The organism is Halobacillus trueperi, assembly GCF_003386945.1.
Lineage (GTDB): Bacteria > Bacillota > Bacilli > Bacillales > Halobacillaceae > Halobacillus > Halobacillus aidingensis.
This window is the reverse complement of sequence record NZ_QUAE01000003.1, coordinates 222,040-248,556: the sequence shown is the minus strand read 5'-3', so window position 1 is coordinate 248,556 and position 26,517 is coordinate 222,040. Positions and strand designations below refer to the sequence as shown.

The 26,517-nt window shown below is 41.4% G+C and carries 21 protein-coding genes; 12 read left to right on the top strand and 9 right to left on the bottom strand.

Annotated features, from left to right (window positions below):
• Nucleotides 1–22 precede the first annotated feature (22 nt).
• Genes DYE48_RS06075 through DYE48_RS06045 form a run of 7 tightly spaced genes read left to right on the top strand, consistent with a single transcriptional unit; the run spans nucleotide 23 to nucleotide 8,768 of the window.
• The gene (locus DYE48_RS06075) at nucleotides 23–1,516 is read left to right on the top strand and encodes an oligosaccharide flippase family protein (protein WP_167449451.1); all 1,494 of its coding nucleotides are present in this window, start codon (nucleotides 23–25) and stop codon (nucleotides 1,514–1,516) included.
• The gene (locus DYE48_RS06070; protein WP_115822852.1) at nucleotides 1,488–2,729 is read left to right on the top strand and encodes an O-antigen ligase family protein; all 1,242 of its coding nucleotides are present in this window, start codon (nucleotides 1,488–1,490) and stop codon (nucleotides 2,727–2,729) included. Before DYE48_RS06075 ends, DYE48_RS06070 begins: the two co-directional genes overlap by 29 nt.
• A 24-nt stretch (nucleotides 2,730–2,753) precedes the next feature.
• The gene (locus DYE48_RS06065) at nucleotides 2,754–3,815 is read left to right on the top strand and encodes a glycosyltransferase family 4 protein (protein ID WP_115822851.1); all 1,062 of its coding nucleotides are present in this window, start codon (nucleotides 2,754–2,756) and stop codon (nucleotides 3,813–3,815) included.
• Nucleotides 3,816–3,831: 16 nt separating this feature from the next.
• Nucleotides 3,832–5,484, top strand: a complete 1,653-nt coding sequence (locus DYE48_RS06060) for a glucosamine inositolphosphorylceramide transferase family protein (protein ID WP_115822850.1) — start codon at nucleotides 3,832–3,834, stop codon at nucleotides 5,482–5,484.
• 44 nt (nucleotides 5,485–5,528) lie between these two features.
• Entirely contained in the window at nucleotides 5,529–6,881 is a 1,353-nt protein-coding gene (locus DYE48_RS06055) for a sugar transferase (protein ID WP_115822849.1), read from the top strand.
• A gap of 16 nt (nucleotides 6,882–6,897) precedes the next feature.
• Entirely contained in the window at nucleotides 6,898–7,671 is a 774-nt protein-coding gene (locus tag DYE48_RS06050; RefSeq protein ID WP_115822848.1) for a glycosyltransferase family 2 protein, read from the top strand.
• A 41-nt stretch (nucleotides 7,672–7,712) separates the two neighbouring features.
• Nucleotides 7,713–8,768 carry an acyltransferase family protein gene (locus DYE48_RS06045; protein ID WP_167449450.1) on the top strand — a complete coding sequence of 352 codons (1,056 nt, stop codon included), beginning with the start codon at nucleotides 7,713–7,715 and terminating at the stop codon, nucleotides 8,766–8,768.
• Nucleotides 8,769–8,820: 52 nt separating this feature from the next.
• On the opposite strand, the gene DYE48_RS06040 is transcribed toward DYE48_RS06045, so the two are convergent.
• The gene (locus tag DYE48_RS06040; RefSeq protein ID WP_115822846.1) at nucleotides 8,821–9,159 is read right to left on the bottom strand and encodes a VanZ family protein; all 339 of its coding nucleotides are present in this window, start codon (nucleotides 9,157–9,159) and stop codon (nucleotides 8,821–8,823) included.
• A gap of 231 nt (nucleotides 9,160–9,390) precedes the next feature.
• On the opposite strand from DYE48_RS06040, the gene DYE48_RS06035 reads away from it, so the two are divergent.
• Nucleotides 9,391–10,332 (top strand): LCP family glycopolymer transferase, encoded by a 942-nt coding sequence (locus tag DYE48_RS06035; protein WP_115822845.1) that lies wholly within the window; start codon nucleotides 9,391–9,393, stop codon nucleotides 10,330–10,332.
• Nucleotides 10,333–10,680: 348 nt separating this feature from the next.
• Here the strand turns inward: DYE48_RS06035 and DYE48_RS06030 are convergent, their stop codons facing one another.
• The 8 genes from DYE48_RS06030 to DYE48_RS05995 all read right to left on the bottom strand — a co-directional run bounded on the left by DYE48_RS06030 (nucleotide 10,681) and on the right by DYE48_RS05995 (nucleotide 21,348).
• Complete coding sequence (locus DYE48_RS06030) at nucleotides 10,681–12,039, bottom strand: GntP family permease (RefSeq protein WP_115822844.1); 1,359 nt, start codon at nucleotides 12,037–12,039, stop codon at nucleotides 10,681–10,683.
• Nucleotides 12,040–12,056: 17 nt separating this feature from the next.
• Nucleotides 12,057–13,178, bottom strand: a complete 1,122-nt coding sequence (locus tag DYE48_RS06025) for a glycerate kinase (protein ID WP_115822843.1) — start codon at nucleotides 13,176–13,178, stop codon at nucleotides 12,057–12,059.
• Between the two features lie 119 nt (nucleotides 13,179–13,297).
• Nucleotides 13,298–14,344, bottom strand: a complete 1,047-nt coding sequence (locus tag DYE48_RS06020; RefSeq protein ID WP_115822842.1) for a CdaR family transcriptional regulator — start codon at nucleotides 14,342–14,344, stop codon at nucleotides 13,298–13,300.
• A gap of 238 nt (nucleotides 14,345–14,582) precedes the next feature.
• Complete coding sequence (locus DYE48_RS06015; RefSeq protein WP_115822841.1) at nucleotides 14,583–15,527, bottom strand: nuclease-related domain-containing protein; 945 nt, start codon at nucleotides 15,525–15,527, stop codon at nucleotides 14,583–14,585.
• A 114-nt stretch (nucleotides 15,528–15,641) separates the two neighbouring features.
• A complete protein-coding gene (locus DYE48_RS06010) occupies nucleotides 15,642–16,841 on the bottom strand; it encodes a M14 family zinc carboxypeptidase (RefSeq protein ID WP_115822840.1) in 1,200 nt (399 codons plus the stop codon).
• 13 nt (nucleotides 16,842–16,854) lie between these two features.
• Nucleotides 16,855–18,555 (bottom strand): M4 family metallopeptidase, encoded by a 1,701-nt coding sequence (locus DYE48_RS06005; protein ID WP_115822839.1) that lies wholly within the window; start codon nucleotides 18,553–18,555, stop codon nucleotides 16,855–16,857.
• A 306-nt stretch (nucleotides 18,556–18,861) separates the two neighbouring features.
• Nucleotides 18,862–19,992, bottom strand: coding sequence for an alanine dehydrogenase (gene ald, locus DYE48_RS06000; RefSeq protein ID WP_115822838.1), 1,131 nt, complete (start codon nucleotides 19,990–19,992; stop codon nucleotides 18,862–18,864).
• Between the two features lie 105 nt (nucleotides 19,993–20,097).
• Nucleotides 20,098–21,348: a PucR family transcriptional regulator gene (locus tag DYE48_RS05995; protein ID WP_115822837.1), complete on the bottom strand. Its 1,251-nt coding sequence runs from the start codon at nucleotides 21,346–21,348 to the stop codon at nucleotides 20,098–20,100.
• Between the two features lie 234 nt (nucleotides 21,349–21,582).
• Here DYE48_RS05995 and DYE48_RS05990 point away from each other — a divergent pair, with 234 nt between their 5' ends.
• The 4 genes from DYE48_RS05990 to murQ all read left to right on the top strand — a co-directional run bounded on the left by DYE48_RS05990 (nucleotide 21,583) and on the right by murQ (nucleotide 26,500).
• Nucleotides 21,583–22,659, top strand: coding sequence for a YkvI family membrane protein (locus tag DYE48_RS05990; RefSeq protein WP_115822836.1), 1,077 nt, complete (start codon nucleotides 21,583–21,585; stop codon nucleotides 22,657–22,659).
• A gap of 139 nt (nucleotides 22,660–22,798) precedes the next feature.
• Nucleotides 22,799–24,448 (top strand): alpha-glucosidase, encoded by a 1,650-nt coding sequence (locus DYE48_RS05985; protein ID WP_115822835.1) that lies wholly within the window; start codon nucleotides 22,799–22,801, stop codon nucleotides 24,446–24,448.
• Between the two features lie 186 nt (nucleotides 24,449–24,634).
• Nucleotides 24,635–25,582: an N-acetylglucosamine kinase gene (locus DYE48_RS05980; RefSeq protein ID WP_115822834.1), complete on the top strand. Its 948-nt coding sequence runs from the start codon at nucleotides 24,635–24,637 to the stop codon at nucleotides 25,580–25,582.
• Nucleotides 25,583–25,597: 15 nt separating this feature from the next.
• On the top strand, nucleotides 25,598–26,500 hold the full coding sequence (murQ, locus tag DYE48_RS05975) for an N-acetylmuramic acid 6-phosphate etherase (protein ID WP_115822833.1): 903 nt from the start codon (nucleotides 25,598–25,600) through the stop codon (nucleotides 26,498–26,500).
• Nucleotides 26,501–26,517 lie beyond the last annotated feature (17 nt).

The window sequence follows — 26,517 nt, the reverse complement described above, 5'->3', positions numbered from 1 at the left end:
CTTTGAAGGAGGGGAGGAGCAGGTGAACAAGGAAAAGAAAAATTCCATTGGATCAAATATCCTTCATCTATTTTACAGTACGGCCCTATCTAGTATTTTGAATGCTGCTGCTCTCATTGTCTTGGCATCCTACCTCCAATCCAACCATTATGGAGTGTTCAGTGTCGCTTTAGCCTTTGCCATGATTATGGGGTATTTTACAGATGCAGGGTTAAGCGATATCACACTTCGCGAAGGTTCTAAGCCCAAGGTGAAATTACAGGAACTGATTTCTTCTTATGTGAAGATGAGATTGGCTCTTCTTGTGGCCACCTTTTTCATTGGTTTCTCCTTCATTCACATGTTCAACTCAAGTAACGGAGAGTTGATTCGTACGGCTTACTATTTAATTATCCCTATGGTCACTGGTGTCGCCTTACAAAGCATAGGAACGACTTTCTATCAACTTATTGAAAAAATGCAATATTACGGATTGATCCGTATGGTCTCATCATTTTGTCTTGTTACAGCAATGGTGATCGGGATGGGGCTCCAGTTAAACCCTCTCATCATGTGTGCGTTATATGGATTCTCTTATTTAACAGCAGGAATTTTTGGTCTGATCTTAGTGATGAAGGACGTATCCATTCGGTTTTCATACCCTTTCCATAAAGGTCTTTTCAAGAACCTGGGTTCCTTCACATTGGGGGGCCTCCTGTTTGTTTTGCTGCCGCATATTGGGCCTATCATTCTTGAGAAAACGATCCCGATTGCTGCAGTGGGACTGTTCGCTGTGGCTTATCGAATCCCACAAGCTTTGCAGCAAATTCCTTTTATTGTAGCAGGAGCTTACTATCCCGTTTTATTTCGTTCTTTCCAAAATCAGAACTTGGAACGACACCTTGACCATCGGATTACGCAGACAAAAATCATGTCATTGGTCGGTATGATGATGGTTCTTCCTTTTTTTTACCTTTCTGAATACGTCATCAAGGTTTTATTCGGGACGGAGTGGTTAGGTGCGGCTTTTCCACTTAAAGTTCTTTCACTTATGCTTTTACTTCAATCCATAAACATAGCATTAGCGGACGGTTTAACAACGATGGAAAAACAAAATTTCCGTACATTTATACAATTTGTCACTGTTATCGTCGGTGTAGGCATGTATATAACCTTAAGCCTTTCTTATGGCGTTATCGGTGCTGCCATTACTGGAGTGGCTATCGAAGTTTTGGCTCTTCTAGGTTTTTGGTTATGTTCACCAAATCGATGGGTGCTGTTCAAAAAGTCCTTATTTCCTTATTTATCCTACTTTTTTGCTGGCTTATTTCTTATGGAATGGCTAGAGACTTTTCATGCCATACTTGCACTGAGTCTCCATTCCATCCTTGTGCTGCTGCTTCCTTTGCTGGACACTGAACTAAGGCGAAAAATCACCGTTTATACTCAACATTGGATATTGAAATACAAACAAGGACGAGTGCCGAAGCATTCAGGAGGGGTGGGAAATGGACCTTCAAAAGCCAACGGATCATAAAAGAAATTGGACTGTATTTTTTCTATTCTTGCTGATCACTTTAGCTAATTATGGTGTTCACATAGGGTTTTCATTAAAACCTTATATGATCTTTTCCCTCCTTTATTTTGTCATTATGATCAGTCAGTTCCGGTTCTATCATCTGCAATTATATGAAGTGGCTATGATCGCATTCTATCTGATTTACTCGTTTACAGGCGCATTCTCGCTATATCCTGCCTCAAGTATAAGGATAATGGCTGGTGCTTTTATCTATTTGTCTTGTTACATGGTGATGAAATCCATACTTGAAGGGGTCAATCAATCGATCATTGATAAGAGTATTGGATATGTGGGTCTGATCTTCAATACAGCGAGCCTTCTTTTGTACGTGATTGGACTTAAAAGTGTCGACTACTTTTTTGATACCGAGGGAATCCGAATATCTCAATTCGGATTGATGATCGATCGCAACTATCCTAGATTAATTGGCTTACTCCAAGATCCTAACTTTTTTGTTTTTTATAATACTGTTTTCTTCGCCTACTATTTATGTAATTCAAAAGGATGGTTGAACAAAGCAGGATTGATCTTGTGTATTACGACGAATATCCTCACTTTTTCTAGAGGGGGGTTACTTGTCATGCTGGTCCTCTTCGTCTTATATGGAATGATTAACCATCCTTTCAAACAATTGAAAATGACGATGGGGGTCATCCTATCCGTTACCTTTGCGTGCTATATAGCCATCGTATATTTGAGATTTGATTTGCTTTCCATATTAGAATCGAGAATGAACGACTTTACGAGTGACGGGGGCAGCGGTCGGATCGAGTTGTGGGGGCGAGCCTGGGAATATTTCACCACCCACAAAATCGTTGGAATTGGTGCCTTCAACTTTGCGGAATACAATTCCTTTGAATATGGGGATAATCTTTCCGTACACAACACCTTCTTGGATATACTCTCTGAATCGGGTCTCCTTGGCATATTCTTTTATCTTTTGTTTTTATTACTTGTCGTTTATCAACTGTATCAAAGTAAAATTCACAAACATAAACCTTATCTTTTTTTTACAATTATAGGTATGGTCCTTCAAATGGGCTTTCTATCTGTAATCATCAATGACATCTTTTTTATGGTCTTGGCGATCTTATCAACCTATTTAAATCGATATAAAAGGAAGGCGCAGGAAAGTACACCTCCTGTGACAACGGTACAAAAAGTATCATGAATGATATGAATAGGGGTGATTCCAATGAATGTCTTGTTACTAACGGATAAATTAAGCTTTGGAGGAGCAGAGATTTACTTCTGCAAACTCGAAAATCATCTGGAGCATCCAGATCTCAAGTTTTTCTATGCTGCAGGTCCAGGTGATTTACAAAATAGAATCGAGCATTTGGATCGTTATGTTCAATTAAAAAGAGAGAAACATTATGAAAATTTGTTGAGATTGAAAAAAGTAGTGACACTCAACGGTATTTCTTTAATTCATGCGAATAGTTTGCGGATGGTGCTTTATGGAATTGCTCTGAAGATGATGACACGCAAGCCTATTAAACTTCTCTACACAAAGCACAATATCACCTGGTTGGAACTGAAAAGCAGAAGAATATTCTCCACGTTAATGAACGGGTTTGTCGATCGAATCATTACCGTGAGCAATTTTGAAAAAAAATCGCTCTTAGAATCCGGCGTTCGAAAGGAAATCATTAAAACGATTTATAACGGTGTAGATCTAGAGCAATTTATCTTTAGAGAAAAAAAAGAAGATCAGGACTTCAATGTGGGAGTGTTGGCTAGATTATCTAAAGAAAAAAACCTTGAATTCTTTATTGAGATTGCCAGGAAGTGCAAAGGTATGAAAAATGTGAATTTTATTATAGGTGGAGACGGACCGGAAAGGAACAAGTTGGAAAATTTAATTCAACGGTATGGTTTATCTGGGAAAGTAAAGATGCTTGGTTCAATCAAGAACCCGGAAAAATTTATCGAAGACATGGATATCATGTTGCTCACTTCAAATCGCGAGGTTTTTCCCATGGTCGTTTTGGAGTCGATGGCTGTAGGTACCCCCATCATATCCATAGATAGGGGAGGGATAAGTGAAGCACTCCTTGAAGGGCAAACGGGTTATCTTGTTTCAGAACATTCCACTGATGCATTCTATGAAAAGATTTTGACGTTATTCGGGGATTCGATGAAGCATCGGGAATTATCTATAAAGGCACGGCGGCGGGTGGAAGAAGAGTTTTCTTTAAAAAAAATGGTAGATGAGACACTACAAGAATATCTAGAACGAAAAGATTTCGTTTAGAGAGGGGGAGGGTTATATGAAGGTTGAAAATATGAAATTTGGAATTATTATAGATGAACTTTCAGGAGAAAAGTGGAAGTATGAAACACTTCATAAACTGAAAGAAATGGAAGGTCTTGAGTGTTCCTTAATAATTAAGGTTCATGCTGGTGAAAAGAACCAGTCCTATAAAAGCCAAGACCACAATATAAAAGATCTTTTCCCTCATTGTAGTTACAAAATATGTGAAGTTGACAAAGGTGTACTAAAGCCAAGGGACCTCTTACATTTAAGGGCTTATCATTTGGATTTTTATTTAGATTTAAGTGATGTAAGATTTGAAGGCGAATTTCTTAATCTACCCTTGTACGGTGTGTGGTCCTTCCGCCACTTAAAAGAAAGAGGGCCTATTCTTCATGAATTATGGAAAGAATCATCCTATACGGAAGTTTTTTTTGATCGTTTACTTCCCAACGGAAAAGTTCAAAATTTGATAAAGGGTTCCCTTCCAACGATTCTTTTTTCAGCTAAAAAACATAAGGGACAAATAGAGCAGGCCATACTAGAATGGCCAGCTCAGATGTGTAGGAAAATAAACAAAGGTGTACCATATACATTTGGTCCACATGAATGCGTTATAGAAAAAAACACTCCTGTCTCAGTAATGAAACGAATAAGATATACACTGCGAATAGGAAAACATCAAGCTAAAAGATGGTATAAGCGCTTGTTTGGATACGAGTACTGGAATATTGGTATTGTGAAGCAACCCTTACAAGATTTTTTGAGTGAAAACCCATTAGAAATTGAATGGTTATTCCCTGATAAAAAACTGTATTATGCAGATCCATTCGCTTATGAAGCAGATGGAGAGTTACGTTTGATATTCGAAGAAGTGGATCATAGAGTTGTAAAAGGCTTTATCAGTGAATGTCATCTAATGAACGAAGGGGAAGATAATGGGAAGTATATTCTGAGAAAGGGAACGATGAACTTACCCACACATATGTCTTACCCTTATATTGTTGAAGACGGTAATAACTACTACTGTATTCCTGAAACATCAGAAACGAAAAAAGTGACGCTACATCAATGGGATGATGAGACTAAAGAATGGAGAAAAGTCAAAACTATCTTGAAAGGGGTGGCAGCTGTAGATTCTACTATTATTCATTGGAATGGAAAATGGTGGCTGTTTTGTACAAGGGCGTCATCCCTCCAAACCGAGAATTATGAGCTTCATATCTTTTATTCAGATCACCTTCTCGGTGAATGGAAAGAGCATGCTGCAAACCCGGTTAAGTATGATATCCGTTCAGCAAGACCAGCAGGTACTCCATTTGTCAGAAATGATGTATTATACCGGCCAGCGCAAGACTGTTCGGCCACATACGGTGGGAGTATTGTTCTTAATAGAGTAGAAGAATTAAGTCCGGATAAATTTCAGGAAGAACCAGTCTCACATTTGAAACAGCCACCTGGAAGCCTTTATCCAGACGGATTACACACCATTTCTTATGCAAGAGAGAACATTTCTTTAGTTGATGGGAAACGGATCGATTATCATCCTTTGAATTTGATTAAAAAACTTTATATGTTAAAGTCCAAACCTTTTGAAAAAGTTATGAAACCTAGTAATAGGAAGGGAATTTTTGCACATTCGTTCTCAATTAAGAACTTAAATTCTTGATTAAGTTTTAATGACTCAGGATCGCAAGAGAGGAGAGGAATAAGATGAATCAGTCGTTTAAAGGAAACTTTGCCCCCTTTATTTTTATTGATATGGCTCTGCTCTTTAGCGGGTTTCGGATAATCTATAACTTTTTTGAGGCTAGCTCTATCGTTGATTTCCCGTTTCACACAGCATCACTTCCTCTCGCATTAGGAATAGCCTATATGATTTTCACATTCTCCGATTCTTATAGGAACTGGGAGAGGAAATCGGTCAAGGATCTTATGTATTCTGTCGTTTTCTCAATGACCATCTTAGGATTGTTCATTAGTTTGGGAATCGTTTTCACATCATGGTTCACTTTCGGTATAAGCTATTTGATGGTTTCTATTAGTCTGCAGACCCTTCTTTTATTACTCGTCAGGTTGCTAGCCTGGTCTTTAATAAGGAAAAGAGCTATAAAAAGGATCTGGTTGATTGGAAACGATGATTCAAAGATGCATCATTTTCTTGAGCAGAATGAAGGCTGGTATCAGATATGTGGTTCATCTCATTCAATGGATGAAAATATATTAACAAAATACGGTGAAGAGACAGATGCGTTGTTGGTCAGTTCTGGTTTTAGCGCAAAAGAAAAAGTGGAAATGGTACAGCTTGCCACTAAATATGGAAAGGAAATATTGGTTATACCTGAGCTGTATGAATTGGGGATTCAGGGAGCTGAAACCTATCAGATGGATGATACAATCGTCTACTCTATCCAACCCTTTCATATTCATCCCGTCCAACAATTACTGAAAAGGGGTATGGATGTGATTGGTTCCATGGGTTTAATCCTACTCACTAGCCCACTACTGATTTTATTAGTATGGCTGATCCCTTTGACTTCCCCGGGCCCTGCTTTATATAAACAGCAGCGTTTAGGGATGAAAGGGAAAACCTTTTGGATTTATAAGTTCCGAAGTATGGTTGCCGATGCGGAGAATAAAACAGGGCCGGTTTTAGCAACTGTAAGAGATCCAAGGATTACTCCAATTGGTTCATTTATTCGAGCGACGAGAATAGACGAACTTCCGCAATTATTCAATGTATTGAAAGGTGAGATGAGCCTGATCGGGCCCAGACCAGAGAGAGAATATTTTGTGAAACAATTCAATAAACAGTTTCCAGATTACCATCATCGTCTTGAAGTTAAACCTGGCATCACTGGTTTAGCACAAGTGCACGCAAAATATACCACTTCAGCTGAAGATAAATTACGGTTTGATTTAGCCTATGTGAAAAATTATAGCTTTTTATCAGATTGGAAAATATTGATCTTAACATTGAAAGTAGTTTTCCACCGTGAACAGGCACAAGGCGTGGATATGAAAGATTCCATGAAAAGTGTGGGTAAGAAGAGGGCGATTCATTAAAAGGGGAGATGTTCAAATGGATTTTAGAAATATGGGGAAAGTCTCTGTCATTACTCCTTCGTATAATTCAGCGGATTTTATTTCTAAGACGATTGAATCCGTTCAATCTCAAACTTACACGAATTGGGAAATGATTATCGTGGATGACTGCTCTAAAGATCAATCCGTAAAACTTATCGAAGCCAAACAATCGGAAGATGAACGGATTAAGCTTATCAAATTAATGAGAAACGGTGGGCCTGCTTATGCTAGGAATCAAGCGATCCTAGCTGCAGATGGTAGATATCTAGCTTTTTTAGACAGTGATGACCAATGGCACCCGCAAAAACTAGAAAAACAGATTTTGTTCATGCATCAAAATGGTTATTCTTTTTCTTACACTGCTTATAGGATTATGCAGGAAGAAGGGAACCCTACAGGGGTTGTTTTCCATATGCCTAGTCAAATCACATATAAAGACTTACTTAAGAATACAGCAATTGGAACTTTGACAGTGGTGCTGAACCAGGAAAAGCTAGGTAAGGTGCAAATGCCCCTCTATAGAGATTGTTCTGAAGATTATGGATTGTGGATGTCCATTCTCTCTCATGGAGTGACTGCTTATGGATTGAATGAAGAACTGGCTTTATATAGAAAATGTAATGAATCGCTATCCAGCAACAAGTGGAAGTCAGCTCGGAAGACTTGGAATACTTACAGGAAAGTCGGTCGTAGTAATCTTCCTTCGACGATGTGGTATTTTTTAAATTACTCCGTCCGTGCAATGAGGAAACATACGCGAACTTCTTGAACCTGGTTTTTTAGTAAGTAAACATAGGAGAGATGAAGATCATGAAACAATCCAATTCCGGTAAATTGGAGATCATCCAGATATCCAGAGCTCTTGCTATATTATTTGTACTTATCGGACATGCGAACAATAACTTTTATCAGGAAATTGGGTATGATTGGTTTAATGTAGCCCAATGGGAACGAACAGGGGGCGTAGATTTCTTTTTTATTGTCACAGGATTCATGATTTATTACCTTTATAACAAGTATGCTGGAAATAAGGAAAAAGCCACTCAGTTTCTGATCAAAAGAATTTTGAGGATTTTCCCTTTATATTGGATTTTTACAACATTAGCTTTAATTGTCCCCTTAGCGTTTCCCATGCTCCAAGAAGGTTATAGTATGGAAATCACCCTCAAGTCTTTTCTCTTATTGACTAATGAGCCCATACTAAGTTCAGCATGGTCACTGACACACATCGTATTCTTTTATCTCTTATTCTTTGCTTATATGTATAAACCAGTGATTATGAAACCTTTCATAGGCTTATTGGTTGGGTTAACTCTTCTTGGAGAAATGAATATACTTTCCTTCCTTCCAAGCTCTATTTTCAGTATTAGTATAGTGGAAATCTTTTGTGGGGCGCTCGTAGCTTATCTTTCTATCCATTTCACAAATAAATACGCTGGACTTTGTATTGTACTCGGGATGGCTGGCTATTTCCTGGTATGGGTCCATAATGTTTATTCCCTTACCTTTATCCCCTTATCCCTAGCGTACGGATTTTGTTCCATGTTAATTATGTATGGTATAGCAGAAATGGATAAGACCAAGAGAAATGTCCCGCGTTTCTTTTCTTATCTAGGTGGAGCTTCCTACTCCATTTACATTGCTCATGGCCCATTTATAAAAGGATATTTAATGATATTTGTGAAGTTGAATTTCTTTAATATCATCAGTCCATTCTTCGGGTTGATCATTATCATCCTTTTGGTTACCGCTTCTTGCTGTATTGTTTATAACGTTGTGGAAAAACCTTTGGTAGAAACTTTGAGAAGAAAGGTTCTTAATAAAAAGAAAGTTACACAACCAGTTCCTCATTTGCTTGCTAAATAGAAAATGGTAGAAGAAAACGTATGAGTAATCTATTCTCACATATGAAGTATAATTAATGTTTCTGATTTAATGGAGCGAATACATTGTCAACGACATCATTTGTTGTACCATGAGAATGGTTATTGATTCTTAAATACTTAAACTCAACCACAAAATAAGTGATCCATACTCCACACCAATCTTTTATCAGATCATTAACCGTAAACGAACGCCCGACTACAAAGAACTGGTGGGTTTCGTCAATAAATCCGTAAAAAGAGGCAAAAATAGCAGCAAGTAGATTGGTCGCTTTAGTGAATCGGTTATGAACGTGAAGAGCGAGTACGATGAGAACGTATAATAGCGCGAACTCAACCAGGTGCAAACTTTCCAGGGAAAATCCTAGTGTCATAAAATCCACTCCTTAATCGTCTCGATAGAAAGACTCGACTGGATCCAAATAAGAATCATATAGAGGATGGGCAGTGTTGTGATCATCGCTTTTTTCATCGTAAGATCTCCTTCTCTAAACTTTTTAATAGTATTGGAGATTATCTATGATTTTATAATTGTAGAATTGTAAGTCTTACCTTCTCGCTATATAATAGAATGAAAAAGTGATATAAGGTGGAGAGAATTGTAGATGAAACGTTCGGATAAACATAAGAAGAGAAAAACACGATGGTGGAAAGTCACGCTTGTTTTATTGGTATTGTTATTAGTCCCTGCAGGTGTATATAGTTACTCCCTGTATAGTGGGGCGAAGAACACGGTGGATTCAAAGATGCACAAAAAAGTCACATCCATCGATCATGAACTGACAGAGAAGAAGCGAAAAGAAAAAGAACCGCTGAACATTTTGTTGATGGGCGTCGATGAAAGAGCCGGAGATTCCGGACGTTCTGATGCTTTAATGGTATTGTCTGTTGATCCAAACGACAATCGCAGTCAAATCATTAGCATTCCTCGTGACACACGTACGGAGATGGTGGGCGATTCTTCTCATTCGGGCAAACAGGATAAAATTAATCATGCTTACGCCTTTGGTGGAGCAGATATGGCTATCCAGACTGTCGAGAACTTTCTTGATATTAACCTGGACTATTATGTCCAAGTGAACATGGAAGGTTTGGAAGAAATGGTGGATGCCGTTGGAGGCATTACCATCCAAAACGATATCGAATGGTATGGGAAGGATAACTTCCATTATAAAAAAGGTGAATTGACTATGGATGGTGAAGAAGCCCTTGGCTATGTCCGTATGCGGTACGATGATCCCCAGGGCGACCTCGGACGTAATGAGCGCCAGCGCAAAGTCATCCAGGGAATTGTAGATAAAGGGATGAATGTCGGATCCATTAATAAAATTGGTAATGTGATGGACGTTCTTGGTAAAAATGTTTCTACTAATATGGACTTCAGTACGATGCAGGATTTGATGAAGAACTATAGTGGGGCGAGAGAAAATTTGTCTACTTACCAGATGACGGGTACAGGCACTAAAATTAATGGAATTTATTATTTAGAAGTGCCGGACCAGGAAGTAGAAGATGTTCGAGAAATGATTCTTGACTACAATTCGTAAGCTACTCTTTTATAGGGTAGCTTTTTTTGTGCGGAATTTGATGGGAATTGGCGAGATTGAATTATTACCTGGGAAATATACGTCGGATTTTGTGAAATAATCTAAAGTAAGTCTATATATGGAAATGTCCATACTGTTTGTTAAAGAGGTGATGGTATGGAGGAATATGAAGGGAACTTTTTCAAAGGGCTTTTATGGGCGGGTCTTTTTTCTCTTCCAATTTGGGGAATGATTGGCGTGATTGTATATTTCACTTGGTAGGAAGAGAAGTCTTCTCCAGTTAATATCGAAGGACTCAGCAGCTTTAGTCAAAAAGAGAGACCTCCACATTGGAGGTCTCTCTTAGTGTTATACCAATATAAACCAGAGGATCGAAGTGACAATAATGGCTGTCAGTCCTTGCAGTAATGTCCCCATCGTTTGAGCTTTGTAAGCTTGTGTGATGGACATCCCACTGAACTCTTTTACGACCCAGAAATAGCTGTCGTTGACATGTGAGACGACCATGGCACCAGCACCGACCGCCATGACGATGAGTGCTAGTGGTACGGCTCCTTCGATTCCAATCTGCGGAAGAAGTGGAGCAATTAAGGTTGATGTGATAACAATCGCCGCTGTAGACGATCCTTGAGCACTTTTCAATGCTGCAGCGATGATGAAAGGGATGAAGATGAATACAGCTCCGACCGCTACTTCATTCCCCGCGATTCCTTTAATGAGATCAGCAATGCTTGTGGAGCTGATCACAGAACCGAACGCTCCACCTGCTCCTGTAATCAACAGGATGGGAGCGGCTTCCTTAATTCCGATTCCTACCCATTGGGTAAGTGTTTCTTCATCATATTTTGGAAGAAGAGTGAAAGCGAATAAAACGCCAACCAGAAGAGCGACAACAGGTGAACCTAGGAATAGGAAAAAGGAAAAAACAGGACCTTCCCATCCAGCAAAAGTGATGACAGAGCTGAATCCAATTAGAAGAATCGGAACTAAAATAGGAGCAAATGATTTATTGGCCGAAGGCATATCCCCAAAACTGCTGACGACCTCGTCGTAATCATAGAGAGCATCCTCTTCACTTTGATCAATGTGAATTTTAGAACCGGCTTTGACAGCCCAAAGGTAACCCACCAAGATGGCAGGAATCGCGACGATGACACCAAATAAAATGACCGTTCCTAGATAATTTTGGGCACCAATATTCCCTGCAGCTGCGATTGGTCCAGGTGTCGGCGGCACTAAAGTGTGCGTGGCGAACAGACCTGTAGATAAGGCAATCGCCATAGATGCAACGGTAACCTTCGTTTTATTTGCAAGCGCTTTCTTTAAAGAGGATAAAATAACATACCCTGAATCACAGAAGACTGGGATACTGACAATACTTCCGATTGCGCTCATCGCTAGCTGAGGTCTTTTTTCCCCCACGATTCTTAAAACGACTTCCGCCATACGTAAAGCAGCGCCCGATTTTTCTAATATGACACCGATGATCGTACCAAATACGATGACGAGTCCGATGCCTCCCATCAATCCTCCGAACCCGCCATTGACGGCCTCTACGACATCTCCCAGTGGCATACCTGCTAAAATTCCGATAGCAAAAGCAGAAATCAAAAGGGAAAGGAAAGGGTGGAGATTGAATTTTGCGGTGGCTACAATGACAAATAAAACACCGAGTAAAATAATAAGTACAAGTCCGAAACCTTCCATAGACGATTCACTCCTTTTTATTGTTTGGTGATTAACCTTGCGACTTGTCTCGTTGTCTCAAATAAATATTCTTCTGCGTTCTGCAGGCAGTCCTCTAGTGACGAGGGGCCTGGAATTATGGAAAAACAACTCGTAAATATTTTATTTAAAGCACCGTAGTCAGAGCCTAAACTCCCTGAAATGAGAAGAACAGGTGTATGGTTTTCTTTTGCAAGTTCCGCTACATACCCTGGCGCTTTTCCATATAGCGTCTGTTCATCGCTTTGTCCTTCTCCGGTAATGACATAATCAGCATCGCGGATGGCGTCTTGGAGTTGGATAGCTTCGCCAACTAACTTTGCGCCTGATTCAAGTTGCGCACCAATGGTAAGAAAAGCAAATCCGAGGCCGCCAGCAGCACCAGCACCAGGGGTGTTCATGATGTTTTTATCAAACACTTTTTCAATGAGTTTTCCATAGTGGTCTAAAGCATGATCATAAGCATTTACTTGCTGCTCGGTCGCTCCTTTTTGTGGGCCATAGATATGACTTGCTCCTCGAGGGCCAGTCAATGGATTGTCTACATCAGAAGCAACACGGATCGTCACGTCTTTGAGACGTGGGTCCAGTTCGGAAAAAACCACTTCTTTTACGGCATGGAGGTCCTTTCCGTACATCCCTGTCTCCTGGTTATTTTCATCATAGGTCTTCATTCCAAGTGCTTGTAACATTCCGAGGCCACCGTCATTCGTTGAGCTTCCCCCAATAGCTACAATTAAGTTCGTGCATCCCTCGTCTAAAGCATGAGTGATTGCCTGCCCAATACCATAGCTTGTTGTGTGATCGGGATTACGTTTTTCTGTTGGAACCAGTGGTAAGCCGGCAATCACGGCTCCTTCAATTACAGCCCGCTGATCGTCCAGTTTTACATACCAGCTCTCGTGATTTTCTCCCAACGGGCCCTTACATGATAAGTGGATTTTTTCGTGGGACACAGATGTAGAAAATACTTCTAATGTGCCTTCTCCGCCATCAGCCATTGGCTTCATAATGGTTTCAATATTTGGATTTACCGAATGAAAAGCCTTTCTCATGACTTCAGCGACCTGAATGGAAGACAAACTTCCTTTGTAGGAATCAGGGGCAAAAACTACCTTCATCATTCACCCTCCTTTAATTTGGTTACTTTCTATTCAACAGGAAATAAGAAACGATAACAATTGATGAGTTATACAAAATATCAGAAAAATGTAAGCGTATTCTTGTGCAAGTGCACAAATTAACGGTTAACTAAAATGGCTTGTAAGATAATCGCATCTTTGAAATTCCGTGCATCCAAGCCTACTTTTTTATGGACTTGATCCAGACGGTAATGAAGAGTATTTCGATGGACATGCAAATCATCAGCTGTCCGGTTCATTTTCAAGGCGTTGTTGAAGAAAGAATGGAGCGTTTCTAAATATGCTGCTTCTAATTGGTTCAGCCGATTGGCATAAGGCTCCGTGATCTCTGTGTACGTGTCCTTTGGAATGCTTGAAAGTAGCCGTTCCATCTTAAGTGACCCACTGTAAATAATTTTACCGGCTTTTCCTGCAATATCTAACGTCTGCGTTGCCTGTTGGAAAGATGTATAAATACCTTTAGCACTATACCCTGGTTCACCAACAGCGGCAGGTCCATCTGTTTTGATTGGTGGTAGATGCTCTTGGAATGGAAGAGGCATGACCACTGAATTTTCCTGAAAAGGCAGGATGAAGAGAGGACTTACCTTCAGTTGTTCTGCCTGTGTGCGGAGGCTCTCTGCGAAATCAAAAGGTGAATGTGTCTGGAAAACGAGGACTTGCCATGCCTTCTTAAGGTCTGCACGTAAAGAATAGCGGGCCTCTTTTTCCAGGTCTTCGGTTTCTTCGTTTGAAATGAGCCGATGAAACCAGTGGTTCCACTGCCTTTCCTGGTAAAAACTCTGTTTCTGAATATATAATTGTTCCAGCGCAATCTCTACGGAAGCTTGGGTCATTCCAGCTGCTTGGAACACTTGATCCGGATTTCCTGTCAAACCGACCACACCTGCAAGCTCGCCTCTATGAAAAATCGGGAGATTAACCCCAGGCTTCGTATTGGAATATTGGTTTGAGATTTCTTTTGTTATTTGTTGTGCTTCCAGCGTTTCTATAACTCTTTGAGCTCCGCCATGGATTTGATTGATACGAGCGGTATCTGTGCTGGCTACAATCTTTCCAGTCGGATCCATGAGGTTGATGGCGACATCGATGTATAGGGATAGTCGACGGATGATTTCTTTTCCTAGTTGATCTGTAAGTTCCATGTTGAGCCACTCCTTTTTTCTAACATTCTACCAGATAGAAGGTTGATAAAATCGATCAAAGTGTAAGAGGAATCGATCAAATATAGGGTGGCATCGCTCAAAGAGAAGGAAGAATCGCTCAAGGATTGGATGGAATCGCTCAAAGTAGAAGAGAAATCAATCAAATCCTGTGTGAAATCGTTCATAGTAAAAGAGAATTCAACCAAAGTGAAGGAAATCGCTCAAAGGTTAGATGATATCACTCAAAAAAGTTAAGATAATAGACTCTTCCTCGATTCTTTCCTTTGAATGGGAGATTGAGTGTATGGAGGAAACGATTCGCTGTTGCAGGGGGACGTATCATAAGAAATGCTCTCAAATCTGCGTTGGTGATTTGTGGTCCATAAATGAAATAATAATCTTTAAGTGCGGGGGTATGAGCATTTTTGTCTTTAGAGGAACACTTCTTACATAACCAGGACCCATGATGACGGGTCATACCTAAATATTCACATCCTGTACAATGGATGCCAGGTCGGAGATCTTTGTGTGAAATATTAAAATGAGATAGATAATTAAAAGATAGTGGGTGGTTAGAGTTAAGAAGGACCGTAATAAACTTTTGCAAATGGGAATCATTTAAAGCAGGCTTCTGCTTATTTAAACTTATGATTAGTTCGTGAAGAGCGTTCGATCGTATCACAAAATCTGATCCGGCATCGGCGCATGTAATAATAGATTTTGGATGGCTGTTTGCTACAACGCAATAAATAGGAAGAGGAGGTAAACCATGCTGGTCCACCCATTTTTGAAGGAGGTATTTGTGCCGGCGGACTTGAGTGAGGGGACTATCATAAGCCATTAACCCTTTTTCCGTGGTTTGAATTAATTGTTTATCATCGATGTTGAGCTGACCGGCCATATATTTCGCTTCCACTAGTAGAACCCATTCCTTTGAAAGGATTAATGCATCATTTTGGAAAAAGTGGTCCCCTGACTTTAAACGGAGATTGTAAAAGATGAAGAGATCATCGGAAAGTAGCGAAAGAGGATAAATGAGGGCTTTTTCTCCTTTGTGGCCTGCCTGCTCCCTGAACAGTCTTTCTTTTATTTCAGGAATAGAGGGATGATGTGGATGTAATCGGCGCAGCAACATTTTCAGAACTTCAATTCCAACTGGATCTTCCAAATGTTTGATAATCAATACTTCACACCTTTCTTTGCACTGTCTTTAGTTTAGCATAAAGTGGATAAATCTATTAAAATTCTTTAAATAATAAGAGCGAGACGTCTGAACAAGACGCCTCGCTCTTTTGAATTATAAACTTGGACGGTAAGCCGTTTCAGGAATCTCTTCGTAATCTTCAGGGTTCAAATCATCAACTGTGTCTTCAGCTACTCCGTCAATAATTCCTTGAAGACCTGTTTCCACAGCTTTCATAAGCATCCCCTTTTTCTTCTGACCAAGACTCTGCGTTTGACCGGTCACTTCGAAAAGGACGGTGCCACTGCCGTTAAGAGCAAAAGAACCTAATGCTGTGCCTGGAAGGTCGAGCCCTTGACTGTAAAGGGTGATGTTATCGAATGGCGAATTACCCATTTCCTGCAGCGCATCATAGGCGGCGACATTCAACTGTCGGGAATAATCGTAATCATAGTTGTCTGCATATTCGGAGTACTTCGCTCCTTCTTCTGAGTTTGGAGCGGGTACGAATTGTCCTGATAGAGACAATGTGACTGGATCACTCGTACCATCCACATAATAGAGTCCTTGGTGGTGGAGGTCTACAAAAACGTCCACTTTTCCGAATTCGTCCTGAAGATTTTTATAGACGTTACGGACGGTTTGCGCTTCCGGGGTGATGTACCAACCAGGCTCAGAGGAAGAACCCGGAATATCTTCCGCTTCCGGAACATAATCCAAATTAGGATTAAAGTCACGGTTCACATCAAATCCTGGATTAGCTGCGTAATTGTCCCCCTGAATGTTGGGGGCTGTATAGTAATTCCATGTCGGCCCACCGGCCTCAGCCAGCTGAGGGAAGTCTTCGACGACTTCTGACCAGGACATGTCATTTCCGCGCCTGTCGAGCTCCGAAGCATCTGGATTCATTTTTGGAAGGGTAACAAGTGTTACCTCTTCTCTGATTTTTTGGGCGTGAGGGGAGTTACTTGAACCTAAATAGCTTAATAGATTCAGAATAGCCTCCGTTCCTGTCTTTTCATTTCCGTGAATTTCACTTTCGATAAGGATGACTTTATCGCCGTGACCGACACGGGCTTGGTAAATATCAAGACCGTTATTGGATTGACCCACCACGTCGACCTGTACAGTTCCTTGGCTGGATTTTTCAATCTGCTCCAATTTTTTGGTCAGCTGGCCATAGTCTGTCCAACCCGAGCTGTTGTACGTTTGCTGCTCGGGGGTACCGGGATGATTACCGGCCGCAAACGTAGGGATGGCTACACTTGAAGCCAATACGATGGAACTAGCGACTGCAAATACTTGTTTTTTCATAGACAATTCCTCCTTATTCTGTAATTCCTACTTGATTGAATCCATCTTCAGTAGCTTGAGCTTCTTCACTATTTTCTCCATAGAGGTCGACAGCTGATTGAATCAGAGATTCTCTAGCATGACTGAAGTCAGATTCCGGCTGCAAGTAGACGGTTAAAGCACGGTAATAGATTTGACCGAGCTTTTCTTTTCCAATCTGTTCACCTGTGATGTAAGCCGCATGGTTGATGATGGAAGAGTTGATATGGACACCACCATTATCTAAATCTAGAGGCAGGTCATAGTATTCATCCATGTGAGAAGGGTACATGCCGTTACCATCCCCGTATGGAACATAGTCTTCGCCGACAGGGTATTTGCTAGGATTACTCAAGCTTCTTAAAGACGTTCGTCCAGAAGCAATAGCATCTTCTGCCATAATATCTTCACCGATTTCCCAATCTTCCTCATCGACGAGTGCTCCGAAAATATCAGAGAAGGCTTCGTTTAAAGCCCCGGATTGAAAGCGGTAAAGGAGACCGGCAGAATTTGTTGTGACACCATGGGCCATTTCGTGGGCTGCTACGTCAAGTCCTGCAGACAGGGGGATGAAGAATTCGCCATCTCCGTCTCCGTATGTCATTTGCTGACCATTCCAGAAAGCATTGTTATAATCTTTACCAAAGTGGACCGTAGACTTGATGGCCATTCCTTCACCATCGATGGAGTTGCGGTCATGTTCTTCTAAATAATACTCGTATACTTTTTCAGAGTTGTAATGGGCATCGACGGCTGGTTTTTCATAATCATCTGTAAAGGCCGCATCACGGGAAGAGAACAATTTATCTTGCAAGCCCGCATAGTTCCAACTGTTCTGTGCATCGTATGTGTAAATGCCATCCAGGTTTTCGTGGGATTTGTCATATAAGTAAAAATCTGTTCCGTTTGCTTCCACACCTTTCTCGTTACTGTGGGAAATGTGAAGGTTGCGATGGTCTCCAAGGACACCAGTGCCTGATCCTTTGGAAGCTTGATAGCCATCTGCATGCATGATGGCGTTATATTTGTCGATGACTTCACCAGTATTGGCATCTACATAAACGAACCAGTTTCCTGGGTTTTCTCCAAGGAAGTTCACATTGACTTTATAAGCGAGATGATTTTCATCTTGAAACGGATAGATGACAAGAGTGGATGACGGAGATTCTACGAATTGTTCGGGAGCATCAACAGCATCTTTGGCGACTTCCAACCCTTTTGCTTCGCTTAAGGAAGCGTTGGTAGAAATATCGCTTTGTTCAATCGCTTCGTTGAACTGACCGTTTACAGTCTGGACCTGGTTTTCCTTATCATAATGGACAACCACTTGGTGTCCTTCTACAGGTACGCCATTCTTTTCCTGTTGAAGTTTGACGTGCGTCATACCAAGGTCATCTTTTGTAATCTCGGCGTTTCCTAAACTACGGTCAGGATCAGCCATTTTGAATTTCTCTTTATTCTTTTTCAAGTGTGCTTTCGCGGAGTTTTCATTAGCATTTGTGTATTTTTCACTCTGTTTTTGCTGTACAAAGAATGGACGATTGTCTTTATCCTTATGTACACTTTTTTGCTGGATCTGTGCGTGAGCTTTTGGACTTGCGTTCTCACTGATCGCATGTGACTGTGTCGGTGCGACCGTTCCCATTAAAAGTGCAGATGACAATACGGCCATTGGAATCACGTGTTTTTTCTTCATAACCAACCTCCTAGCAAGAATGTATCCAATTATAGGTAATATAGGATTTATTATACAGAGTAGATTGAACTGTTTGTATATTCAGAAAATAATGTCGAATAGAAGCTTGATATAAGACTTTAATCACGGTTTTCAGACACAATCACCGTCACACGAACATTTCGAGTAACGAAATAGATTCCAACTATCGAACTAATTGAAAGTTATAATTTGAAATGGAATTATTTGTATGACCTGGTACGTAAATATATGGAAGTTTTTCTACATGAAAAAAGCTCCTCCACATTCGTGGAGGAGCTGGTTATTTTATGCATGTGCTAAAGTTTGAAGGGCTTCTTTTACTGGCTTGTAATCATAACCGAGGTCACGGGCTACGGCTTCATAAGTCAAGTGACCATTCGCTGTGTTTATACCTGCTTCAATCGCTTTGTTTTCTTCTACAGCTTTGTTTACACCTTTAGAAGCGATTTGCAAAGCGTAAGGAATGGTTACGTTTGTAAGGGCAATCGTCGATGTGCGCGGCACTGCTCCTGGAATGTTTGCCACTGCATAATGAAGGACGCCGTGTTTTTCATAAATCGGATCATCGTGTGTTGTAATGTGATCGACGGTTTCGAAGTTTCCTCCCTGGTCGATCGCGACATCAACGATCACAGATCCGTCTTTCATTTCTTTGACCATGTCCTCCGTCACAAGCTTCGGTGCTTTAGCTCCTGGAATAAGAACAGCTCCAACGACCAAGTCCGCGTCTTTGACAGCTTCCGCAATGTTGAATGGATTGGACATCAACGTTTGGATATCTGCACCAAACTGATCATCCAGTTCGCGAAGGCGATTTGGATTCAAGTCTAAAACAGTTACATGTGCACCAAGGCCGATAGCAATCTTCGCTGCGTTCGTACCAACGATTCCTCCGCCAATGATGACGACTTTTCCGCGGGAAACGCCAGGAACTCCACTAAGCAAGATACCTTTTCCGCCAAAGGATTTTTCAAGGTATTGAGCTCCGACTTGTGTCGCCATACGTCCAGCTACTTCACTCATTGGAGTAAGTAGTGGAAGTTTATTATCGACAGCAACTGTTTCATAGGCAATCGCCGTCACTTCGTTTTCTACTAACGCTTTTGTCAGTTCTGGTTCCGCTGCAAGGTGAAGGTATGTGAACAAAATAAGTCCTTTACGGAAGTATCCATATTCAGATGGAAGCGGTTCTTTTACTTTCATGACCATTTCTGAATTCGACCAAATATCGGAAGCGGTTTCAACAATCTCAGCGCCAGCATCACGATATTCTTGGTCTGTAAAATTACTGCCTGTTCCGGCCTGGGTTTCGATGCGGATCGTGTGTCCGGCTTTCATGAGATTGATGACACCTGAAGGCGTAATTGCTACGCGGTTTTCGTTGTTTTTAATTTCTCTTGGAATTCCGATAATCATGGGGAACGTCCACCTTTCAAATTGAATGTAACCAAAGTATAGCTCTCAAGCCTGACTTTTTGTTTAGTTGAAAGTGAAAAAATAAACAGGAGGATTTGTGTAAAATCACAAATCCTCCTGTTCGTTCTCATAAATCAGTAAATCAAGGTAAAGCATTGTCTTCTGATTCATATCCTTGAAGTCGATGCTGCCGATGTCTTTGATCCGCTTCAGCCGGTAGTTCAATGTATTGGTATGAATATGCATATGGGCTGCGGCCTGATGGACATTACTGTTCTTTTCAAGAAAAACTTTCAATGTTTCTAATAGCATGGAATTGTTACGTTCATCGTAATTCCTAATATGCCTGAGGGCATCGTTTTTATAGTTCTCCCGTTTTTGAAGAGCTGAAAGTTCATTAAGGAATTGATAGACACCAAGGTCCTGGTAGTTATCGACATGATGGAGCCCTGTGGAATACTGTTCTTTCAAGTCCAGAACTTTTAAAGCCTGCTTGTAACTGTCACTGATCAATGTCGGCGAGTCATAAATCAGCCCGAAAGCCCCTTTCAAATCCTCAAAATGAAGACGTTCTTTCATCTTTTGTGTGAATTCACGAATGAAAGCCTGGTTCATTTCGTTCGCATCTTCCTTATTATCTGTCCGAACAAGGAGAATGAGCTGTTGATCATCAAAGATTCGGTTCACAACACGGGTTTGATGGAGGGTTTCTGTTAAGTAATAGGCATGGCGCTCTACCGCCTGACTCATTTCTTCTGTGAACTCGAATACAGCTACACAGAGCTGCCCCTGCAAATTCATATGGAACTTCTTGGCCAAGCGTTTGATCTCCGCCTGGTTTTGGAGAGAGCCTGTAAGCAGCTGCCAGAAAAATTCTTTTCGATTTTCCTCTGTTTTTTTCTTTTTCGCCTGTTGTCTCAGGAGATGGTGGCTGACCCACTGGGCGGCTTCCTTCATCTCTTCCAAATGTTCCGCTGTTACAGAGAGGTCATTCGTCTGAGCCCAAATGAAACCTAGAATCTCGTTATTTTTACGGACAGAAATCGCTAACCTGTGCCCAAGGCCGATCGCATCAATTTTTTTCACAATGAGTGGCTGGTCGCTTTCGAAAAGTTTGGCCATAATGCCTTGTTTCCATAAACCATTGATCACATGTTCAGGTACTTTCCGTCTCATAATGGTTGCGGTTCTTGCTTCGTCCACATTTTTCTCATGTTTGCTGTAAGAGACGATGCGGTGATTGGCATCCTCAATGGTGACCGGACATCCTAAGGTTTCCGCAATGCTGTCGGCAAGCCCCTCTGGGGAATCGATGTAATCTTTATATGAATAGTTCAAGTGTGATGAATGTTTCATAGCGGTACTCCTTATGGTGTGAATACCTTTATATTATCATTGATTCTCGTATAGAAACATCCATTTTCCTATTGAAGTATTTGTTGAATTGGACGAATATAGGAGAGGGGATTTGTTGATTTAACCAAATAACCGAAAGCGCATTCATGGTAAGCTGGTTCTACACATTTGATATGAAAGCGTTTAACCTAAACCATCTACGAGCAGACATTTCTGAATATAGGAGGATTTTTCGTGAAAAAAGTATTTAAAATTGCAAGCGCTTTTATAGGAATCATCGTCGGTGCGGGATTTGCATCGGGACAGGAAATACTTCAATACTTTACGAGTTTCGGCTATTTAGGTACGATCGGTACGATTATCTCTACAGCTCTGTTCGCTTATATGGGTATGATGCTTGTGAAACTTGGGACAAGGACGCAGGCTACTTCGCATAAGGAAGCGGTATATAAAGTGAGTGGGAACAAGTGGCTTGGACGGATTGTTGATTATGTCATCATTCTAACGTTGTTTGGAGTGGGAGTCGTCATGATTGCAGGAGCGGGTTCAATTCCTAGTCAACAATTCGGGCTGCCGCCGCTCGTCGGTATCATTTTCATGAGTGTGATCGTTATGGCAACAATCATGATGAATGTGGACAAAGTCGTCAACATCATCGGCAGTATTACACCGTTTTTAATTATCACGGTCTTAATCATATCCGGATACAGCTTGTTTACCATGGAACAGTCTTTCAGTGATTTGAATGCAGTGGCTGTGGAGCAACCCTCCGCTTTATCCAACTGGTTTATTTCAGCCATTAATTATGTTTCCTTTAACGTGGCCGTAGGGGCTTCGATGTCCTTATTGATGGGAGGAAATGAGAAGGATGAACGAACGTCTGCACTTGGCGGTTTACTGGGAGGATTAGGGCTCGGGATAATGATTGTAATCAGTCACCTGGCCATCTTCTCAAAGATTGATGCCGTTGCGTCCTATGATATGCCGCTACTGGCACTTGTGGATAACCTTTCTCCAGTACTTGGAACGTTCTACTCAATCGTTTTGTTCGGGATGGTCTTTAATACAGCAGTCAGCATGTTCTTCTCCTTTGCTGCTCGTTATACAGAAGTCGGGACAAGCCAGCATAAGAAATTCGTTCTCATTACAGGAGTCGTCGCTTTCGGGCTCAGTTTCGCAGGGTTTACAGAACTTGTCGCGTTCTTCTACCCATTGATCGGGTATATGGGACTGTTCCTAATTCTAGCTCTGGTCACAGCACCGTTCCGACTAAAAAAAGAACACAAAAATACAGAACGCTTATCCGCATAAACCAAAAGACCACCGTTGTGAGGTGGTCTTTTTCCATTATCTGCATGTATCTGTATGACCTGGTACAACAAATAATGGAAGTCACCTGCGCTTTTGCGTTATGGTTATATGAGAAGGTTCTCATAAGGGAGTGGTAGAGATGAATAATCAAGAGTGGTGGAAGAAGAGTGTCGTCTATCAAATTTATCCGAAGAGTTTTAATGATACGAACGGGAATGGAATTGGCGATATCCCTGGAATCATTGAGAAGCTCGATTACTTGAAAGAGCTCGGAGTGGATGTCCTTTGGCTGTCCCCAGTCTATGATTCTCCACAAGAGGATAATGGCTATGATATTCGCAACTACCGTCAAGTGGATGAACTTTTTGGAAGGATGGAAGATTTGGAGCGGCTTTTGGAAGAAGCTCATAAAAGAGACTTGAAGTTGGTCATGGACCTCGTCGTCAATCACACGTCTGATGAACACCCATGGTTCGTAGAGTCTTCGAAAAGCAAGGACAATCCGTATCGTGATTATTACATATGGAAAGAAGGCAAGGAGAACGGTGAGCCACCGACAAATTGGAACTCTGTTTTCGGTGGTCCGGCTTGGGAATATGATGAAAAGACAGGTCAATATTATTTGCACATCTTTGCGAAAAAGCAGCCAGATTTAAATTGGGAAAATCCGAAGCTGAGGGAAGATGTGTACGATATGATGAAATTTTGGCTTGATAAAGGGATGGATGGATTTCGGATGGACGTCATCAATTTCATTTCCAAAGATCCAGAGTACCCGGATGGAGAGAACGGGGATGGCAGTCCCTATTTTATGAACGGTCCGCGTGTCCATGAATTTTTGCAGGAAATGAATCAGGAAGTTTTATCAAATTATGATGTAATGACAGTTGGGGAAATGCCTGGGGCTTCTCCTGAAGATGCGAAGCGTTACACAGATCCAGAGAATGAAGAATTGAACATGATTTTTACATTCGAGCATATGGACTTGGATTCAAACGGGGATAAGTGGAATTGGACGGATTTAAACCTTGTAGACTTGAAGGAGAATTTTGAAAAGTGGCAGACGTCGCTACATGGTGTTGGTTGGAACAGCTTATACTGGAACAACCATGACCAACCGCGAATTGTGTCACGTTTCGGTAATGACGGGGAGTACCGCGTGAAATCAGCAAAAATGCTCGCCATTTGTCTGCACATGATGCAGGGGACTCCTTACATTTATCAAGGGGAAGAGCTTGGGATGACCAACGTCAACTTTGAAACGCTCGAAGAGTACCGGGATATTGAGCTTTTAAATATGTATAAAGAAAAGAAAGAACAAGGTTGGTCCCATGAAGATCTGATGAAAGCCATCTACGTGAAAGGCCGTGACAATGCCCGGACACCGATGCAGTGGAATGGTATGGAAAATGGTGGTTTTACGGATGGAACGCCGTGGATACAGGTGAATCCGAATTACAGAGAGATTAATGCGGAGCGTGCTCTGGATGATAAAAACTCTGTGTTTTATTTCTATCAACAGTTAATCCGTTTGAGAAAAGAGATGGATATGATTACAGACGGACGATTTGAGCTGTTGATGAGAGGAGATCCGAACGTTTTTGCTTATAAGCGTGTTGGGGATGAAGGAAGTCTTCTTGTCGTCTGTAACTTTTCTTCAGAAGAAGTGACATTAGATGATGGTATTGTAAAAGAAATAGAAGGCAACCCTGTTGTTATTACGAATGAAACGGAGTCAGCGAATCGGAGTGGATTAGCTCCTTATGAAGGAACAGTATATAGACTTTAATGGGAATAATAACCACACCAGGTCATCCAAATATTGGATGACCTGGTGTGATCTTTTTTATTGGTATTGGAGTCATTTCATTTGAATAAACCTCATTTGAAATATAATTACAGTTTTTTAAAACATATGTTGACATAAAAATTCATAAAATTTATAATAAAGCCAACAAAGATTTGGAGGAAGTCGATGAACTACGTGATTGGTATAGACGGAGGCGGTACGAAAACGACGTGCCTGTTCCTTGAAGCAGATCACTGTACATACCCAGAACAACCAAAAGTCGTCCAGGGACCGGGGACCAATCCTCATCAGATTGGTTTTGAAGAAGCCGGTCGCCGTTTGAAAACGCTCATCGAAAAAGGATTACAAACATTCAACTTAGATTCTGCACAAATCATTGGCGTCGGCTTCGGACTTGCTGGTATAGGTAGACCAGAAGACGAACAAGAAATGAAAAAGATTGTGGAGGATATTTTTTTAGGTTTATCATTTTCAGAAAATTGCGATTTATTTATTGGATCTGATAGTTTAGCCGCACTGAAAGGAGCGCTTTCTCCCCAAAAGGAGCCTGGCATCCTCGTCATCTCTGGGACAGGGTCGAATGCGATTGGCGTTAACCGTGATGGATCCATTCATAAATGTGGTGGTTGGGGACATCTGATCGGGGATGAAGGCAGTGGTTATCACCTTTCTTTGAAAGCGTTATCATATATAGCTAAAGCAGCGGATGGACGTAGGGAAGAAACACTTCTTACTCGGCTCGTGTTGGGAAAGTTAAATCTCTATAACCCTGAAGACCTTGTCCGTTACATATATGGGAGTCCTCATGAAAAGCACGAAATAGCGAAGCTTGCGACATGCGTGATCGAAGCGTCGGAACAAAAGGATGAAGTCGCGGTGAAGTTATTGAAAGAAGCGGCCGATGAACTCGTTTTACATGTAGAAAGTATCGCTCGCCGCGGTTTTGAAAGAGATAAAACCATTACAGCAGCTGGGTCTATTTTCAAGCATTCAAAAGTCTTGAAACAACATTTCATCCAACAGATCGAAACGAGAGGGTTGGGCGTATATCGAGAGCCCTATGCTCCACCTGAGTTTGGAGCAGCGATGTTAGCAATCCCGGAAAATTATTAAAAGGTGGTGCCAAAGGTGACGAATTCCTTGACGTTCCTAACAACAGAGCAACGAAATGAACGAACAAAAAACATGGATGAAATGACGACTTCAGAAATCTTAAAAGTTATGAATGAAGAAGATCACAAAATTGCTGAAGCCGTCAAAAAGGTTTTGCCAGCCATTACGAAAGCTGTCGATCATATTTCCGCTTCATTAAAAAAGGGAGGCCGACTCTTTTATGTAGGAGCAGGAACGAGTGGCAGGCTGGGCATTTTGGATGCCTCCGAATGTCCACCGACCTTCCTGGTGGATCCAGATATGGTTCAAGCGGTCATGGCCGGGGGCGGGAACGCCTTTACAAAGGCGAAAGAGAATTCGGAAGATGATGCGGATCAAGGCGAAACCGATTTGAAAGCAAAAAAACTCACATCAGCCGATGTCGTTGTCGGGATTACCGCCAGCGGTCGGACGCCTTATCCAATTGGAGCTCTCAAACACGCGCATTCGGTCGGAGCCTACACCATCTCTTTATCTTGCAACCATCATTCCGAAATCAGTGATTATGCTGAGTGCCCGATCGAGGTGGTTGTCGGGCCGGAAGTTTTGACAGGTTCGACACGGCTGAAAGCAGCGACAGCCCACAAAATGGTGTTGAATATGATGAGTACGACAGCCATGGTCAAACTCGGGAAGGTTTATGAGAATTTGATGGTGGATGTTCATGCAAGCAACCACAAATTGAGAGAACGTGCGAAAAGCATTTTGATAGAGTGTACCTCAGCGACTTATGAGGAAGCTGAGGAAACGTTGAAAAAAGCAAAGCTGCAAGTGAAGCCAGCGATTGTCATGCTGAAGCGAAGCGTTTCTTATGAACAAGCGAAAAAAATGCTTCAGGAGAACGAGGGCAATTTGCGAAAGGCCATGAATGAATCTTAATGATTTGAAGACCATTT

What these genes read in the sequence shown, in the direction of transcription:
- DYE48_RS06070 (WP_115822852.1), top strand. Translation starts at nt 1,488, where the DNA reads ATGGACCTTCAAAAGCCAACGGATCATAAAAGAAATTGGACTGTATTT.
- DYE48_RS06065 (WP_115822851.1), top strand. Translation starts at nt 2,754, where the DNA reads ATGAATGTCTTGTTACTAACGGATAAATTAAGCTTTGGAGGAGCAGAG.
- DYE48_RS06060 (WP_115822850.1), top strand. Translation starts at nt 3,832, where the DNA reads ATGAAGGTTGAAAATATGAAATTTGGAATTATTATAGATGAACTTTCA.
- DYE48_RS06055 (WP_115822849.1), top strand. Translation starts at nt 5,529, where the DNA reads ATGAATCAGTCGTTTAAAGGAAACTTTGCCCCCTTTATTTTTATTGAT.
- DYE48_RS06050 (WP_115822848.1), top strand. Translation starts at nt 6,898, where the DNA reads ATGGATTTTAGAAATATGGGGAAAGTCTCTGTCATTACTCCTTCGTAT.
- DYE48_RS06045 (WP_167449450.1), top strand. Translation starts at nt 7,713, where the DNA reads ATGAAACAATCCAATTCCGGTAAATTGGAGATCATCCAGATATCCAGA.
- DYE48_RS06040 (WP_115822846.1), bottom strand. Translation starts at nt 9,159, where the DNA reads ATGACACTAGGATTTTCCCTGGAAAGTTTGCACCTGGTTGAGTTCGCG.
- DYE48_RS06035 (WP_115822845.1), top strand. Translation starts at nt 9,391, where the DNA reads ATGAAACGTTCGGATAAACATAAGAAGAGAAAAACACGATGGTGGAAA.
- DYE48_RS06030 (WP_115822844.1), bottom strand. Translation starts at nt 12,039, where the DNA reads ATGGAAGGTTTCGGACTTGTACTTATTATTTTACTCGGTGTTTTATTT.
- DYE48_RS06025 (WP_115822843.1), bottom strand. Translation starts at nt 13,178, where the DNA reads ATGAAGGTAGTTTTTGCCCCTGATTCCTACAAAGGAAGTTTGTCTTCC.
- DYE48_RS06020 (WP_115822842.1), bottom strand. Translation starts at nt 14,344, where the DNA reads ATGGAACTTACAGATCAACTAGGAAAAGAAATCATCCGTCGACTATCC.
- DYE48_RS06010 (WP_115822840.1), bottom strand. Translation starts at nt 16,841, where the DNA reads ATGAAAAAACAAGTATTTGCAGTCGCTAGTTCCATCGTATTGGCTTCA.
- DYE48_RS06005 (WP_115822839.1), bottom strand. Translation starts at nt 18,555, where the DNA reads ATGAAGAAAAAACACGTGATTCCAATGGCCGTATTGTCATCTGCACTT.
- ald (WP_115822838.1), bottom strand. Translation starts at nt 19,992, where the DNA reads ATGATTATCGGAATTCCAAGAGAAATTAAAAACAACGAAAACCGCGTA.
- DYE48_RS05995 (WP_115822837.1), bottom strand. Translation starts at nt 21,348, where the DNA reads ATGAAACATTCATCACACTTGAACTATTCATATAAAGATTACATCGAT.
- DYE48_RS05985 (WP_115822835.1), top strand. Translation starts at nt 22,799, where the DNA reads ATGAATAATCAAGAGTGGTGGAAGAAGAGTGTCGTCTATCAAATTTAT.
- DYE48_RS05980 (WP_115822834.1), top strand. Translation starts at nt 24,635, where the DNA reads ATGAACTACGTGATTGGTATAGACGGAGGCGGTACGAAAACGACGTGC.